Origin of the sequence: Streptomyces noursei ATCC 11455 (genome assembly GCF_001704275.1) — a bacterium.
GTDB lineage: Bacteria > Actinomycetota > Actinomycetes > Streptomycetales > Streptomycetaceae > Streptomyces > Streptomyces noursei.
The window spans coordinates 1,282,502-1,296,453 of record NZ_CP011533.1; the positions used below are offsets into that span (position 1 = coordinate 1,282,502).

Sequence of the window (13,952 nt, forward strand, 5' to 3'; positions counted from 1 at the left end):
GGCGGTCATTGGCACGTCGGAGACGGCCGCCGCGGACGATGAGTGGACGGACCGGCGGCGCAACCGGTAGCGCTACCAGTTGGGTGCAGTGGGTGAACCTGGCGAGTACCGCATTACCCGCGTTAGCGGCAGTGGTGGCTTTGGTCTTCACCTGGGCCTCGGTCAACCAGAATGGTGCACAACTGCGACTCAGCGAACAGGGGCAGATCACCGACCGTTTCAACGCCGCGATCCAGAACCTCGGGGCAAATTCCCTTGACATACGGATGGGCGGCATCTACGCACTTGAGCGCATCATGCGTGATTCCGATCGCGATCAACCCAGCGCCATATCCGTACTATCCGCATTCGTGCGTACTCGCGCAGCTCGCTTCGGGGCAAGCGGGAAACCGCCGAAAAGCGAAACCGCCCCTAAGGTGCTTGCTGACGTACAAGCGGCTGTCACCGTCCTGAGCAGCCGGGATCCTGCACATGACCGGGAGACACGGGTCGACCTGAGGAACACTAATCTGGCGCAGTACGTGCTTCCCAAGGCGAGTCTGGCCGGCTCTGACCTATCCGGGGCCGATCTGCGTGGAGCGAACCTGGAAGAGGCCAACCTGACCGACGCCGACCTCCAGCTTGCTCTGGTCAGCGGCGCCGACATGAACCGCGCGACCTTGCACCACACGAACCTCTACGGAGCAGATCTGAGCGTCGCCTTCCTCCTGCAAGCTGACCTGACGGGGGCAACTCTCAGCCTTGCTGACCTCCGAGGTGCCAAACTCGCTGGCGCCCACGTCGCGGGAGCCGAACTTTCGGGAGCGAACATCGCGGAAACGGGCCTCACAAAATACGACCTCGCAAGAACCCGAGGCACACCGGCGCCCGTACCACAAGCAAACTCCTCCAGCGGAACCTGAGGGCCCAGGGAAGTGGAGGTGTCGGCGTGGAGGGGCCGGCAAGGCCCCCACCTGCGCTGCGGCAGACGTTCATCCTCGCGGGCGGGAGCCGCCGCCAACGCTCAACCGCCCGCGAGGAGATCAGGCGGCGCGCCGGCCGCGCTGCGGTGTGGATCGGTACGTGTGAGCCCGCTCCTGGATTTCGGGGAGCGCGTACATGGTCTTGTACTCGTGGCCGTTGCCGGTGAGCCGGTTCTCACCAGAGAAGCGGCGGATCTTCCCCCGTGACGCCCACTGTCGAATCACCTGCTGCGGGACTCCGGTTGCCGCGGCGGCCTCGTGAGCGAAGACCAGGTCCTCCGGCAGGATCTCGGCGAGACGCACGTGGGCACCTCCAGATCGAGCATGCAAAAAGCCCCCGACGAATCGGAGGCTTCAGGGATTGCGGGCACACGAGTGCTTCGTTGAGTGCAGTGTGACATTCAACTGTCAAGTCTGCAACCACTTTGGGGTCATTCCTGGATCCGGCGCGCCTCCAAAAATATGCGACTTATCTCGTATTAGCCTCTTGTGACTGTAAGGAGGCGCTATATCACGGATTGCCTCCGTTCGACCATCGGAGAAGAAATGCGCAAGCTTCAGAAGGCCACCGTCGTGGCCATCGTCCTCGGCAGCTTCGGGTTCCTCGGCGCCGGCACCGCCTACGCCGGCGGGAGGGGCGGCACCGACTTCGATATCAGACAGGGCAGCCAGTGCCGGTCGCATGACCTGAACGTCGATGTCCTCGGCGAGGTCGGGATCGTAAACGGCCTGCTGGGCAACGCGCTCGGCGGCGAGGGCTCCCCGAGTGCGCAGGCCACCTCTATGGGCTCCCGCATGGGCTGCGACAACAGCTTCACGGAAGGCAAGGGAGGCGGCGAAGAAAAGGGCGGAGGCAGAGAGGGCAAGGGAGGCAAGGGAGGCAGAGAAGGCGGGGAATGACACCGGGGCCCGGCGTCTGCGCCACTATCCAGGCGGGACCCCTTTGCCCCCTTCCAGGTCAAGCAGCGGGCGTTCACTCGATCCGCAGTCGAAATGCAGGGCCGCTGGCCGGACTCCTCGGGGAGGTCCGGCTGGCGGCCAGGGTCCTGCCCCTGCTGGCCCACCATGGGAAGTGCGCTGCCTCCGGCGCGACGACACGACCATCACTGTGGCGCCGACCTGGCTATCTACCCATCGAATGCGACGTCCCGCTAGGCGGCCATGCCACGTGCAGCAAGGGGCAGTTCAAGAACATCAGCCCGTGTGTACTGCCTACCGCACCGCTACACCGAGCACCGGGTGTCGAGACAGTAATGCGGAGGGTGTCACCGCAGGAGCAGGCGACAGAAATGCGCCGCTCGGGCCGCTCCCCCGATACCTGCCGGCGACATACCCTGACCAACTGGCCTAGTTCAGTGGTGAACTCCCCGAACTCTGGGTGCTCGGTGGCTGCCCATTCAAGGCAGCGCACGCACGACCTGATCCAGTCGTCGGCGATGAACGTGTAGGGCCACACGTCTTGGGTCGTCTCGCCACGGTGCCATCCAACCTGACGGACTGGGGGTCAGGCACCCGCCATACACACCGCCTCGGTCTCCTGTCCCAGACCTGGGTGCAAAGCAGGCGTCTCAGCTCTCGGCGGGGGCGGCGGGCTGGTCTGCTTGCCGGGAATCGGATCGCCATCAACGGGGTTGGTGGGGGGTGAGCCGTTATTGGAGGGGTCATGCGAGCGATTCAGGTGTACGAAGTGGGCGGTCCCGAGGTGCTGCAGGAGGCCAAGGTGGACCAGCCGCGGCCGGGTCCGGGCGAGGCGATCGTGGAGGTCGCCGCATCCGGGGTCAACTTCCTCGACGTCTACCACCGCGAAGGCCGGTACAGCCTCCCGCTGCCCTTCACCCCGGGCACTGAGGGCGCCGGCACGGTCGTCGAAGTTGGACCCGGCGTCGCTGACGTCGCAGTCGGGGACCGGGTCGGTTGGGTGGAGATTCCCGGCACGTATGCCGAGCGGGCCGTCGTGGACTCCTCCCGGCTGGTGCCGCTGCCCGACGACATCGGCTTCGAGACAGCCGCCGCCGTGCTCCTCCAAGGCATGACCGCGCACTATCTCGTCAAGGACGCCTACCCGGTTCAGGGGGGCGACACGGTGCTCGTGCATGCGGCTGCTGGTGGCATGGGGCTGCTTTTGACCCAGCTCATCACCCACCTCGGCGGCAGGGTGATCGGCACGACGTCGACCACGGCGAAGGCCGAGCTGGCGAAGCGTGCCGGGGCCGCTGAGGTGATCCTTTCCTCCGCAGTCGACGATCTCGCAGCCGAGGTGAGGCGGCTCAACGGCGGTCAGGGACTGCCGGTTGTCTTCGACGGCGTCGGCGCGCACACCTTCGACGCGAGCCTCGCCAGCCTGCGAACCCGCGGCCATCTCGTGCTCTTCGGCGCGGCAAGTGGTGCCGTGCCGCCGTTTGATCCGATTCAGCTCGCCCACGGCGGTTCGCTGACCCTGATCCGGCCCAGCCTCGGGGACTTCATCGCCGATCGGTCCGAACTGCTCCGACGGGCCGCCGATGTGTTCGAGTGGGTGCGCTCCAAGGCGCTTGAGGTCACCGTAACGGGCCGCTACACATTGTCCGAGGCCGCCCAGGCCCACAGCGATCTGGAGGCTCGGCGTACCACCGGCAAGCTGCTCGTCATACCCGATGCGGCCGCTATTGGACGCCGCGAGGAGACGCAGAGCTGATCGTCAGGCACTCAGCAGGCCAAGATCAAGTTCTGGCGGGTTTCTGGCGTATCTGGGTCACACCCCTCATTGGGAATCAATCACAACAGGCGTGTCCTCCTGGTCTCGGTCGGACAAGGGGTCGGGGTGGAATGTCCGGGTGTAGCGCAGTCCGGTGTCGGGGGTGATGTTGAAAACCGCGCACAGGTGTTGCGGGTCGGCGCCGGTGACGGCGGCCTCTTCGAGGATCCGGTCCTCGCGGAGTCGTTGGGCGGTGACCGGAAGGTCCTTGAGCAAGGGCTGCATCCAGCCGATGGTGACCGGCGTGCGCGAGTGCGCGGTCTGCGAGCTGAGGAACAGGTGGGGGTTGCGGGTGTGTGGCCAGCGTGAGTGGCGGAGTCGGATGTAGTCGGCGGCGGCCTGACGGGTGAAGGCGTCGAGGGGGTGGTCGATGTTGCCGTGCACGAGCCGGCCGCCGGTGAAGTCGACGGCAGCCAAGGGCAACTCGCGGGCCTGGTGGGGGTAGAGCGCGTGAATGCCGATGAGGGCGACCAGCAGCTTCAGGGCGGGGTCGCCCTCGGCGGCCGCGGCTAATGTCTGGATCGCCTCGGGGCTGAGCGGCGTGGGCACCGAGGCGGGCCTGGCCCCCAGACTCAGGCCACGTGCGGGGTTGGCGAACAGCAGCCGTTGGCTCCTGAGCGTTTTGAACATGTTGCGCAGCGCGACGGCTTCGTTGTGCGGTGCCGCGCACTGGGACAGCCACTCCGTGAGGTCGGCGCGGGTGACCTGGCGAAGGGTGCGGTAGCGCTTCGAGCAGTCGAGGAGGAACGGGATCGAGGCCATGACCTGGTTGCGGACAGTGGCGGTCGAGCGGGGACGGCGGCGGGGTCCGCCGTGTCGGACGATGCGGATCCACACGAGGGCTTCTGCGCGGATCTCCGGGTGCACATTGCTGAGCCGGCGTTGGATCCACGCGTCGAGGGGGTCGATGCGGTCGTCGTCGAGGAGGTCGAGGTGGGCGAGGACCTCGGTGACCCGGGTGATGGCGCGTGCGGCTCGCTGGCGCGGCAGCGTGGCGACGGTGCTGGCCTTGATGTTCTCGTGCGGGCCGTGGACGGCGGTCAGCAGGTACAGGCTTCGCAGCACGCGCTCACGCAAGGTCGGTGACCAGCCTTGGGCCTCTGCGCTGGCCTCGGCCTGCGCCGAGACGTAGGCGGTGAAGGCGGGATCGATCGGCTCGACGTCGGGCACGGTGACGCGCGACATGTCCCGCTCGGCGACGAACAGCGGATCCTGGCGCCACCGAGGCATCGCCCAGAATGAGCCGCCGACGAGCTGGTGCGCTTCGGATGAGCCGCGCTCCTGCGTCCGGGCGGCAAGGTGGACCCGCCGAACCAGATCGGCGATGAACAGCCGCTGCCCGGTGGTGGCCGCGGTGGTGAGGTCCGGTCGCTGCCACGTCCGTGGAACGGCTTGGGCCTGGCAGCGGCACAGTCGGCACACCCCGTGCTTGAGGAGCGGCACGGTGCGGCGGCAGGTCGCGCAAGTGCCGGTCTCGTGGCCGCGGTTGCGCAAGGATGTGCAGGCGGCACAGCGGCCGTGGCGGTGCCAGGTGCCCCATGCGAGGCAGTCGCTGCAGCTGTCCGCGTACGGCACGCGGGGATGACAGCGACGGCAGTAGCCGCCGACGTAGTGGGCGTCGCTGCCGCATACTTTGCAGGTCGGCGGCGGAAGTTCGGGATGCAGACAGCTGAAGCAGCGGAGCCGGCCGTACTCCGCGATCTTGTCGCCGCACTGCTTGCACGGCCGGGGCCGCAGGTTCACAGCGGTGGTTCCGTCCGACCGACCCGACGTTCGATCCTGGGGTGCTCGCCCGCGACCGCTGCCGGGGCGGACGTGCTTGCGGGACGCCGAGCGCGGGCCTTCTCGGGCTCCGGGGCCAGAAGGTCGTTGGGTTGGCAGCCCAGGACCTCGCAGATGATGTCGAGGTCGTCCAGACGGATGGTGACCGGCTGCCCGGACCACAGATTGGACATCTTCCCCGCGCTGATCGTCAGGCCCGCGTCGGCGAGCATCGACTGCAGCTGCGAGGACTTCCAGATGTCGCGCTGCGCGGCGGCCAGCCGCAGGTTCCACTTCATGACGGCTCCTGTCCTGGGCTATCCGGTGAACCGAGACGCGGCCCGCTGGCCGGCGGTAGTCCAGGCGTCCTCGATGTGGGTCTTGTTGACGTGTAATGGTGGAGTCGGGTATTGGAACTGTCTGAATGCCCCTGTGATGGTGGTCACGGTTGGCAGGTCTGGATCAGAGAGGCAAGGACTCCTGCGGGGTCGTGCAGGGGGCGGGCGCCGTCGGTGACGACGCGGAGTGTGCCAGGGTCGACGGGGTCTGTCCGTGCCCACTCCGGAGACCCGATACCGATCTCAACTTCCAAACCCGAGGCCGTGGCATAGCGTCGTTCGGTGATGGGCCCCCACGATTGCGTTCGGACGAGTTCGCCGAGGGCGAGCTCGTTGGCCCAGGTGTTGTTGAAGTACTGGGTCTGGTCCGTCGAGAGCAGGACAATGTCGATGTCGGAGTCGGGGCGCGCGGCATTGCGGGCGTATGAACCGACAAGGAGCAGACCGACGATGTCCTGGCGGTTTGCGGCCCAGCGTGTGGTTCGGTCGATGAGCTCCTGCGCTTCGGCGGCCCGTTCCTGTGAGATCTCGGACTGGTTCGCTGATTGTTCGGCGCGGTGTGTCATGTGGGCTCCTAGATTTCTGGACGGCGGCTGATCTCGGCTGCGTAGGCGCCCCAGTCTCCGGCGGCGGCTCGCTGCCATTTGACGGCGACGGTGATGTCGATGCCGAGGGTGCGGGCGAGGACCGCGGCGGGCAGTTCGGTGGCGAGCTGGAACAGCGCGGTCGAGCGGGCCTCCGCGAGCCGGATGCCGAGTTTGCGGAGCCGTTCGCCCATGGCCCAGGCACTGATCGGGCGGCCGGGTCGGCCTCCGGGGAAAAGCCAGGGTGAGTCTGTGCGGCCGAGAACGGCATGGCTGCGGCGAACCTCGACCTGTTGGAGGGCCAGTTCAGCGACGGGTGCGGGAAGCTCGACCGGGACGGCGCCGAGGCGGATGCGGACCGCTCCGTCCGTCTCCTCGATGTGGTCGACGGTGAGCCGGGAGATCGCTGCGGGCCACTGGGCATAGAGAAGCAACAGCAGGCCGGCGAGGCGGTCTTCGGACTTGAGTGTGTCGTCGTGCAGCAGGCGGCGGGCGGTGGACCAGCGGGCTTCCTCGTCCATCGGCGGGGAGGGGCCATTCCATCGCTCGGCCGGGAAGGTGAGATCGCGGGTGATCTTCTGGGAGAGGGCCCATCGCACGAAGTGGCCTGCTTCCTGGCGAAGGCGGGCGTTGTCGCTGGTCATCCAGCGTTCGATGTCGGTTTGTCGGCAGGTTGCAAGGGTCAGGTTCTGGTCCTCCAGCCAGTTCAGGAGATGGACGGCCGCCCGCAGATGTTGCCGGGCGACCGTGAGCTGGCTGTGCGTGATGTCCTTGCCGCGGCTGCGTCGGCGAAGCCGACGCATGAGGTGCCAAGTCGCGTATCGGTGCAGGATTTTCCGTCCCTCAGCCGTCACATGGGAGGTGACGAGGTCCTTCACGTGTCGTTCGAGGCGGACCATCTGCTCGTCCCGTTTCGGCAGGGCGCCGGTGGCTACCAGGACGCTGCGGATGTGTTCGACGACCTTGCCTTCCGGGAGCTCGTCCATGGCCTCGTGGGTGAGGGGTCGGCGGCCGGAGCCGAGATCGGATAGGACGGTGGAGACGACGCCTTTGGAGAGCCAGCGCATCGCGGTGCTGGCCCGTTCGGTGCTGGCCAGGGCCTCGTGGAGGGCCTGGAGTTTCGGGGCTATGGAGCCGGTGTCATCGGCGAGGAGCTCGTGGAGGCGCTGCTTGAGGGTGCAGCGCGGGCACGGACCGGAGGCTCGCAGGCGTTCGGCTTGTCCTCAGGTGGGACAGGGGCGCCAGAGCTCGGGGTCCGGTGCGGTGCAGGGTCCGCAGACCGGGGCGTCGGCGGTGCCGGAGTGGATGCCGCGGAGCCGCCCGCAGACGGTGCAGTGAGCCGGGCGTCTGTCGCAGCCGCCGCAGCGGGGCAGGCCGGTCAGACGGGAGTGGGTGCAAGGTGCGGTGCGTCCGCAGATTGAGCAGACCAGGACCGGCAGGGGGCAACAGGTGGGGCAGAGGGGGCCTTCGGCGGTGCGGTTCTGTACTCGTCGACGTCTGCCGCAGCCGATGCAGACCTCGATGTTCGCGGGGTCAGTGACCAGGCAGTTCGGACACAGCGGCCGTCCCTGGGTGTCGCGGATGGCCGGTTCGCGCCGGGCACCACAGCGTACGCATTCTTCGATGCGGGACTTGGCGATGCAGTTGCGGCAGACCCGCTGCCCATCCAGCGGCTTGTCGATGCGGACCACCCGGTGGCAGCGAGGGCAGGCCGGCCGGACGATCCCGGCGACGCCTGCCTCGTGCAGCAAGTCGATAAACCGCAGGATGGCGCGATGTGGTGCCAGATAGCCCTCTCCGGTCAGCAGACGAGGGTTCTCCTCCAGGGCCCAGACCAGTCGCTGTCGATAGGTGGGACGCTGGGGTGCCGTGCGGCGGAGAGCTTCGGCGATCACGTCGCGGTCGGCGTCCGGGGCGATCGCGGTGATCATCTCGTGCACGACCGTGACTGGATCACGGTCGTCGTTGTCCGGACACATCTTGCAGCGCGGCAGGCTCTTGCGGTCCCGGAAGCCGACGCGTCGGACGTTGCCGCAGGCGGTGCACTCGGTGGTCTCCTGTCCGCAGACCGAGCAGTACCAGTCCTGGCCCTGGCGTTGGAGGGTTCGCAACTTCTTGCCGCACTCGACACAGACCGGCGGCGAGATCGCCGCGGCGCCGGCCTTGCGGAGCTCGATGAGCAGATCGCCGATGGCCCGGGGTGCCGGGGACCGGCCGTCGGTCAGGACGGCGGGCCGCATCGCCAGGGCTTCCGCCAGGCGCCGTGACTTCGCGCGGCCGCCCGCGACCGCGGTGACCACGGCCCGGATGGTCTCAGCGCCGAGCTCCATCTCGACGTCTGCGACCAGGTCTGTGATCAGGCCGATCGGGTCCGAAACGGTGCGGCTGAGATGGTCAGCAGTGGTCACGACCGGTCAACACCCCTGATGCGGGCCCGCTTTGGCCGCAGTCCACCAAGTCCCTCCGAACCGGATGCCGTGCCGCCGCCGACGGCCGCCTTCTTCGGCTTCTTCACGGCCCCGGCCGCCGCGATGGGCTCGATGAGGTCGTCCATGGTGCAGTCGAGGATGTCTAGCAGAGCCATGAGGATCTTCAGGCTCAGTCGCTCCGGTCGCTCGACGACGAGCCGGTAGACCTGGCTCGACGACAGGCTGATGCCGCGTTCGGCGAGCGGAGGGATGAGGTCGGTGGTGGAGAACATCCCGCGGTCCGCCATGACTTTGCGCAGGTGCCAGTGGTAGTCGAGCTTGGCGGCCATCGCCGGATCCCTCCTGTCAGGCCCCGGCGAACGCCGGAGCCAGTGCCTTGTGCAGGGAAGTGTTCATGAAGTCGTCGCTGACGTGCGTGTAGATGGCCAGGGAGCTGTCGCACTCATGGCCGACCTGCTGCTGGATGAACCGGCGGTCGACCCCGTCTTCGGTCAGATGCGTGACGTAAGAATGTCGGATTGAGTGGGGAGTTAGGTCTTTTGAGAGCTTTAGGGCATCGCGGTATGCCTCGAACCGGTCGTTGATGGAGCCGGGCTGAAGACGGCCCCCACGCTCGGTGATCCACAAGGCCGGGTGATCCGGGAATCCGAAGCGCGGCCGGACGTTCTCGACATAGTCGGCGACCGCCTCGACGGCCCAGTCCATCACCGACAGCACGTTCCTCCGCCGCGGCGGCTGGCCCTTCTTCGCCTTGCCGTAGCGGACGTTGAGCGTGCCGTACCGGCCGAACTGCCGGGCCTGCGGATTGCGTCCGAAGTCGACCACATCGAGTTTGGACGTCTCGGTCCGGCGAAGCCCCCACCCGTAGATGACCTTGAACAGCGTGGCGTCCCGGTAGGCGGCGAGGGCCCCCTTGCGCTGATACACCACTCCAGACCGTCCCTTCTGGAGAGCAGATCATGCATTAGAAGGGATCGCCTCAGCAACACCCCTGCTCAGGCTGCCAGTTCGTAGAGGCTGCGGAGTCCTTCCGCTTCTCGCCGTGACCACGCGACCTGCGGCTTCTCGCCCGCCTGATGCAATTCCCGAGGGTTCACGTAGATCATCGTGGTGTTGATCCAGCGATGACCGAGCAGCTCCTGGATAGCGACGACGTTTATGCCCTGTGCGTACAGATCGGACGCGGCGGAGTGCCGGAGCGCGTGCGGAGTAGCACGGCCGGACCAGCGAGGCAGGTGGCGTTCCGCTGCCTCCGCCATCGCGCCCCGAATCGCGCTGGTGCTCACGCGCTTGCAGCGGCCACCGGGATCGCGGCGCTCGGAGGGGAACAGCGGTGCACCGGGCTCATCGAGGTGCCCGTCGAACTCCCACCGCGGGCCCTGGAGCCACCATTCGAGGAGTTCACGAGAACCGTTGATGAGCGGGACCAGGCGCTCCTTCTTCTGACCGCGGCTGCCCTTGCCGCGCAGCAGCACCTTGCCGAAGGTGCCCAGGTCCCAGCGGATGTCGTGGACTTCGAGCAGGCACAGTTCCGAGACACGCGGGCCAATGAGGCTGGCCAGGCGGCATGCGGTGTAGTTACGGACACTCGGCGCGTACTTCCGAGCCGAGTGTAGATCGTCGCGCCATCCGGCGAAGAGCCGATCGATGTCCGCGGCCGGCGGCGGGATCCGCACCCGCATGTTGGTCTTGCCTCGTGGGCGGTTGATCTCATCGACCGGGCACTGCACCAGCACGCCGGTCGCCGCGTGGATATCGGCCTGATGCCGCACCTCCAGGAACTCGAAGTACGTCGCCAGGGACTGCCTTGCGGACCTTCGTCAGCGTGGCCAGCCGTCGCTGGTCCTCACCGAAGAACCGGTCGAGGTCAGTCGGGATCAGCTCCCAGAGCGGGCGGCCGCACCAGCCGCGCACCTCCATCAGCGCATTCACGTCTCCGGAGATCGTCTCGTCGGCGACCCCGGCCGCCGCCCGGGCAAGCACGAACTCAGACAGCAGGTCCTGCTCAAAGTCCGCGATGTCCTGCGGCGACTCCAGCAGCGGTCGAGATCGGATTGGTGCAACGACAGCGAGCGACATCCCGCCCCCTCAACTTCGCTATACCCAGCGGAATCTCAGGCTGCCGGATAGAAGCTCATGAATTCTGAGACTTCCTCGCTGTTCACCCTTGAGGGTGGCACAGGGCCGTCGACGCACTCCGCAGGACCGGGGGGCACCGCCCGCGGGGAGCGGGGCGATGGGGAACTCAGGCGCACATTCACAACGAGCACCTCGTCCGCGAGCCGGATCTTCGCCCGGTGCAGATCGTCCAGTCGAGCCTTGCCTGCCTCGGCCTCGGCCGGTCGACCCACAGCGGGTGCGGGGTCTTCATGTCGCGGCAGGGCTTGACGACGATGTTGCCAGCCCAGGTCAGTTCACGGTCGGCGTCCGCCATGTCCTGCATGAAGCGGGTGCTGCCGCAGATGGCCACGACGTGCGGGATGTTGAGGCACTGCTTGGCGTCGGTGAGCTTCCCTTTGGTGGCGAGCAGTTGGGAGTAGGACACGGTGATCGGTCTCCTTGGTCTGGGCCCGCCGCGGGTGACGGCGGGCTGCGGTTAGTGGAAGATGACGACCATGGCGTCACCGGACACGCCCTCATCCTCCTCGGGATGCCGGGCGTCGTAGTGGTCGTTGCAGGCGCGGCAGGCGAAGCCGGAGGCGGCGGGGTTGGAGTTCATGTACAGGTGGTGGCCGCAGAAGTAGCCGCCACATCCGTGCTCGTCGCCGCCGGGCGTCTCGCCGCAGAGGTGCGCGAGGCCACGGTCGATCTGCTTGTTGCAGCCGGGAAAGCGATGTGCATTGCTGCTTCTTGGTGATGTTGCTTGGCCACGGATTGCGGCGGGACGGGGGTTAGTTGGCGTGGTCGCCGCGGGCGTAGGCACGTGCGGCAGCGAGGACTTCGTCTCCGCGGCCGGCTGCGATGGCGCGGAGCGGGTTGTCGTCGCTGAGGTGCGGGTTCATGCCGATCAGCCACGAGCGGGCCACATGCCGGCCGTGCACATGCGCGATGACGCCGAATGCCTCACGGGCCGCACGGTGGTTCTTCGGCGTCCGTAGGCGGGCCGTGAGGCGCGGGCCGAAGGTCGTGGTGAGGAAGTCCGCGTCGGACTCGGCGGCGGGCGCAGGCTGGTTCACGCGCTCCCCCGAAGACCTCGGGGTGGCTGGCCTTCCAGTCGAGCCAGTGCCGCATCGGCCTGCGGCTGCCGATGGTGTGGCAGCGGTCCATGACCTGCTCCAGCGTCAGCGGCCCCTGCTTTCGGTTGGGGAAGTTCGGCGGATCGGGGACGAATGTCGGCCCGTAGGTCCACGAACAGCGGCGGTAGCCCCAGTCGCCGGTGCCGTATTTGATGAACACGGTCCTGTTCCAGCCGGAGTCCACATCGAGTGGGCGCTGGTCCATCTTGCGGGCGTAGCCCTGGTTGCCGAACCAGTAGTGCCGGTGCTCCTGGAGGAAGGAAGCCAGCATCTGTACCTCGGCGTCGGTCGGCCGCTCGGCGCTGGCGAACGGCCAGGGCGGGTCGAATTCGCAGTTCGAGTCAGCGTGGAGGAACGCGGCGACGTAGTGCCAGCGGGGATTGAAGCTGTCCACCACCGGGATGCGTAGTTTGGTGAGCGGGTCGTCTCGGTCGGCGTCGGTACCGAAGGGCCAGTCGGTCATCAGAATTCCTCCGGCTGGATCGTCTCGAAGTGCCACCAGCGCCCGTCCGACCACTGGTAGATGCGGATCGCGGTCGTCTTCGTCTCGCCGGCTTCAGTCTTCTGCAGCTCAGTGCGGACGTACTCGTAGGTCTTGGTCTCGCTGGTGAACTCGGCCTCAGGGCTGGAGCCGGTCGGGCTGTCGAGGACGACACGCCATGGCTTAGAGGTCCTAACAAAGACGTCGGACGTGTCCGTAGGTGATGAGACATGTAGCGAGTCCGAGGAAGGCTTCATGGATGTCGTCGCGTCGCTCCCACCGGATGCGCAGGCGCCGGAAGCCATGTAGCCAGGAGATGGTTCGTTCGACGACGTACCGAAAGATGCCCAGGCCGGAGCCGCGTGGCTGGCCTCGCCTCGCGATCACGGGGCGGATGCCGCGCTGCCGTAGCAGGCGCCGGTACTTGTCGTGGTCATAGCCGCGGTCGGCGAGCAGTGCGTCGGGGCGGTGCCGGGGTCGGCCGACCGCACCGGCGACGGCGGGGATCTTGTCGAGCAGGGGCAGGAGTTGGGTGACGTCGTTGCCATTGCCGCCGGTCAGCGACACCGCAAGGGGAATGCCCTGGGCGTGGGTGATGACGTGGTGCTTGCTGCCCGGCCGTGCGCGATCGACCGGGCTGGGACCGCTTTTGGGCCCCTTCGAGCCGCCCGCACATGAGAGAAGTCGATCACCGCCCGGGACCAGTCCAGCTTCTTCGCCGACCGCAGCTTCTTCAGCAGCAGCACATGCAGTTGGTCCCACACCCCGGCCTCGTTCCACGCGGCCAGCCGGCGCCAGCAGGTCATGCCCGAACCGAAGCCCAGCTCCTGCGGCAGGAACTCCCACTGGATGCCGGTGTGCAGCACGAACAAGATCCCGCACAACGCCTGCCGGTCTGGAACCCTCGGCCGCCCCTCGACCAGCTTCGGCCCCGGCTTGGGCAACAACGGCTCGATCAGCGCCCACAGTTCATCCGACACGATCCACGGCCGCGGCTGACGTTCACCCACAGCCAGACCAACGAGCGGATAAGCCAGCAGCCACATGATCAACCACTTCCGTTAGGACCTCTAAGGCCCGAGCCGGCATCCGGCCCGTCCTGGGGGTCGACGGCCTGCTCCCGCATGGCCTGAGGCATTCTCACAAGGTGTGGCTCGACGAGGACGGGCACCCACGAGTTGCTGTCGAGGAGCGAATGGGGCATGCCCTGCAAGGCATTGAGGGCATCTACTCACACACGACGCTGGCCATGGAGCTGAAGATCGCGGACATGCTCCAACGGCGATGGGAGCAGTCACTGCGCCCCGTGGTGGCTCGCCGCGAGTTCGGCCCTCTCCCCGTTCCCGTCTCCCAGGCGTCGAGTTGATCTCCCAAATGTCTCCCAAACACGGTATCCGGTAGTTAGCGGGCGCATCGAAGGCTCCACT

17 protein-coding genes and 1 pseudogene are annotated in these 13,952 nt (G+C 67.2%); 3 read left to right on the forward strand and 15 right to left on the reverse strand.

Annotated features, from left to right (window positions below; all coding sequences use genetic code 11):
- The first annotated feature begins 92 nt into the window (after positions 1 to 92).
- Entirely contained in the window at positions 93 to 902 is an 810-nt protein-coding gene (locus tag SNOUR_RS42580) for a pentapeptide repeat-containing protein (protein WP_159425799.1), read from the forward strand.
- Positions 903 to 1,022: 120 nt separating this feature from the next.
- Here SNOUR_RS42580 and SNOUR_RS05210 read toward each other — a convergent pair whose 3' ends face one another.
- Positions 1,023 to 1,265: a hypothetical protein gene (locus tag SNOUR_RS05210; protein ID WP_067344246.1), complete on the reverse strand. Its 243-nt coding sequence runs from the start codon at positions 1,263 to 1,265 to the stop codon at positions 1,023 to 1,025.
- Positions 1,266 to 1,508: 243 nt separating this feature from the next.
- Between SNOUR_RS05210 and SNOUR_RS05215 the strand changes: the two genes are divergently transcribed.
- Positions 1,509 to 1,862 (forward strand): hypothetical protein, encoded by a 354-nt coding sequence (locus tag SNOUR_RS05215; protein WP_067344248.1) that lies wholly within the window; start codon positions 1,509 to 1,511, stop codon positions 1,860 to 1,862.
- Positions 1,863 to 2,625: 763 nt separating this feature from the next.
- Positions 2,626 to 3,636, forward strand: a complete 1,011-nt coding sequence (locus SNOUR_RS05220; RefSeq protein ID WP_067344249.1) for a quinone oxidoreductase family protein — start codon at positions 2,626 to 2,628, stop codon at positions 3,634 to 3,636.
- A gap of 66 nt (positions 3,637 to 3,702) precedes the next feature.
- Here SNOUR_RS05220 and SNOUR_RS05225 read toward each other — a convergent pair whose 3' ends face one another.
- The 14 genes and pseudogenes from SNOUR_RS05225 to SNOUR_RS42585 all read right to left on the reverse strand — a co-directional run bounded on the left by SNOUR_RS05225 (position 3,703) and on the right by SNOUR_RS42585 (position 13,571).
- Entirely contained in the window at positions 3,703 to 5,439 is a 1,737-nt protein-coding gene (locus SNOUR_RS05225) for a site-specific integrase (RefSeq protein WP_067344251.1), read from the reverse strand.
- Positions 5,436 to 5,756, reverse strand: coding sequence for a helix-turn-helix domain-containing protein (locus SNOUR_RS05230; protein ID WP_067344253.1), 321 nt, complete (start codon positions 5,754 to 5,756; stop codon positions 5,436 to 5,438). The genes SNOUR_RS05225 and SNOUR_RS05230 overlap by 4 nt, the downstream gene beginning before the upstream one ends.
- Positions 5,757 to 5,899: 143 nt before the next feature.
- On the reverse strand, positions 5,900 to 6,361 hold the full coding sequence (locus SNOUR_RS05235) for a nucleotidyltransferase domain-containing protein (RefSeq protein ID WP_067344254.1): 462 nt from the start codon (positions 6,359 to 6,361) through the stop codon (positions 5,900 to 5,902).
- 8 nt (positions 6,362 to 6,369) lie between these two features.
- Complete coding sequence (locus SNOUR_RS48040; protein ID WP_312632053.1) at positions 6,370 to 7,365, reverse strand: hypothetical protein; 996 nt, start codon at positions 7,363 to 7,365, stop codon at positions 6,370 to 6,372.
- Positions 7,366 to 7,602: 237 nt separating this feature from the next.
- Complete coding sequence (locus SNOUR_RS48045; protein WP_312632054.1) at positions 7,603 to 8,787, reverse strand: hypothetical protein; 1,185 nt, start codon at positions 8,785 to 8,787, stop codon at positions 7,603 to 7,605.
- Complete coding sequence (locus SNOUR_RS05245) at positions 8,784 to 9,137, reverse strand: helix-turn-helix domain-containing protein (protein ID WP_067344256.1); 354 nt, start codon at positions 9,135 to 9,137, stop codon at positions 8,784 to 8,786. Before SNOUR_RS05245 ends, SNOUR_RS48045 begins: the two co-directional genes overlap by 4 nt.
- Before the next feature lie 16 nt (positions 9,138 to 9,153).
- A complete protein-coding gene (locus SNOUR_RS05250) occupies positions 9,154 to 9,735 on the reverse strand; it encodes a tyrosine-type recombinase/integrase (RefSeq protein ID WP_312632055.1) in 582 nt (193 codons plus the stop codon).
- Between the two features lie 68 nt (positions 9,736 to 9,803).
- Positions 9,804 to 10,580, reverse strand: coding sequence for a tyrosine-type recombinase/integrase (locus tag SNOUR_RS05255; protein WP_099055654.1), 777 nt, complete (start codon positions 10,578 to 10,580; stop codon positions 9,804 to 9,806).
- Positions 10,519 to 10,887, reverse strand: a complete 369-nt coding sequence (locus SNOUR_RS46005) for a hypothetical protein (protein WP_159425800.1) — start codon at positions 10,885 to 10,887, stop codon at positions 10,519 to 10,521. Before SNOUR_RS46005 ends, SNOUR_RS05255 begins: the two co-directional genes overlap by 62 nt.
- Before the next feature lie 179 nt (positions 10,888 to 11,066).
- Positions 11,067 to 11,353: pseudogene (locus SNOUR_RS05260) on the reverse strand (hypothetical protein); the annotation flags it as partial.
- A 51-nt stretch (positions 11,354 to 11,404) separates the two neighbouring features.
- Positions 11,405 to 11,527 carry a hypothetical protein gene (locus tag SNOUR_RS48050; protein WP_312632056.1) on the reverse strand — a complete coding sequence of 41 codons (123 nt, stop codon included), beginning with the start codon at positions 11,525 to 11,527 and terminating at the stop codon, positions 11,405 to 11,407.
- A 172-nt stretch (positions 11,528 to 11,699) separates the two neighbouring features.
- Entirely contained in the window at positions 11,700 to 11,834 is a 135-nt protein-coding gene (locus SNOUR_RS48055; protein ID WP_312632057.1) for a hypothetical protein, read from the reverse strand.
- A 37-nt stretch (positions 11,835 to 11,871) separates the two neighbouring features.
- Positions 11,872 to 12,507 (reverse strand): hypothetical protein, encoded by a 636-nt coding sequence (locus SNOUR_RS05265; RefSeq protein ID WP_067344257.1) that lies wholly within the window; start codon positions 12,505 to 12,507, stop codon positions 11,872 to 11,874.
- A 210-nt stretch (positions 12,508 to 12,717) separates the two neighbouring features.
- Positions 12,718 to 13,571, reverse strand: a protein-coding gene (locus tag SNOUR_RS42585) for an IS5 family transposase (RefSeq protein WP_446677940.1) whose coding sequence is annotated in 2 segments (ribosomal slippage) — positions 12,718 to 13,197 and positions 13,200 to 13,571 — 852 coding nt in all. Because the reading frame shifts where the segments join, the coding sequence is not laid out codon by codon here.
- Between the last annotated feature and the right edge of the window lie 381 nt (positions 13,572 to 13,952).

What these genes read in the sequence shown, in the direction of transcription:
- SNOUR_RS05215 (WP_067344248.1), top strand. Translation starts at nt 1,509, where the DNA reads ATGCGCAAGCTTCAGAAGGCCACCGTCGTGGCCATCGTCCTCGGCAGC.
- SNOUR_RS05220 (WP_067344249.1), top strand. Translation starts at nt 2,626, where the DNA reads ATGCGAGCGATTCAGGTGTACGAAGTGGGCGGTCCCGAGGTGCTGCAG.
- SNOUR_RS05230 (WP_067344253.1), bottom strand. Translation starts at nt 5,756, where the DNA reads ATGAAGTGGAACCTGCGGCTGGCCGCCGCGCAGCGCGACATCTGGAAG.
- SNOUR_RS05235 (WP_067344254.1), bottom strand. Translation starts at nt 6,361, where the DNA reads ATGACACACCGCGCCGAACAATCAGCGAACCAGTCCGAGATCTCACAG.
- SNOUR_RS48040 (WP_312632053.1), bottom strand. Translation starts at nt 7,365, where the DNA reads ATGGACGAGCTCCCGGAAGGCAAGGTCGTCGAACACATCCGCAGCGTC.
- SNOUR_RS05245 (WP_067344256.1), bottom strand. Translation starts at nt 9,137, where the DNA reads ATGGCCGCCAAGCTCGACTACCACTGGCACCTGCGCAAAGTCATGGCG.
- SNOUR_RS46005 (WP_159425800.1), bottom strand. Translation starts at nt 10,887, where the DNA reads ATGTCGCTCGCTGTCGTTGCACCAATCCGATCTCGACCGCTGCTGGAG.
- SNOUR_RS48050 (WP_312632056.1), bottom strand. Translation starts at nt 11,527, where the DNA reads ATGAACTCCAACCCCGCCGCCTCCGGCTTCGCCTGCCGCGCCTGCAAC.
- SNOUR_RS05265 (WP_067344257.1), bottom strand. Translation starts at nt 12,507, where the DNA reads ATGACCGACTGGCCCTTCGGTACCGACGCCGACCGAGACGACCCGCTC.